Genomic DNA, 230 nt, shown 5'->3' on the forward strand with positions numbered 1-230 from the left:
AAGATCCCTCAAAGAAGATGAGGTGGATAGGTCCGGGGTGGAAGCGTGGCGACACGTGCAGCTGACGGATACTAATCGATCGAGGACTTAACCTTAAAGTTATTTAAGTACGGTTGAACTTGAAGTTCAGCAACAATGTTGGTTTTATCCGGTTTTGAACGAACAAGCATCGTTCATACATAGTCTGGTGACGACGGCGAAGAGGTCACACCCGTTCCCATACCGAACAC

General features: G+C 47.4%; 1 rRNA gene. It reads left to right on the forward strand.

From position 1 onward, the window contains the following. Positions 1 to 95 (forward strand): 23S ribosomal RNA (locus M3193_RS16650); the annotation flags it as partial. Between the last annotated feature and the right edge of the window lie 135 nt (positions 96 to 230).

This window comes from Sporosarcina luteola, from assembly GCF_023715585.1.
In the GTDB taxonomy this organism is placed as follows: Bacteria; Bacillota; Bacilli; order Bacillales_A; family Planococcaceae; genus Sporosarcina; species Sporosarcina luteola_D.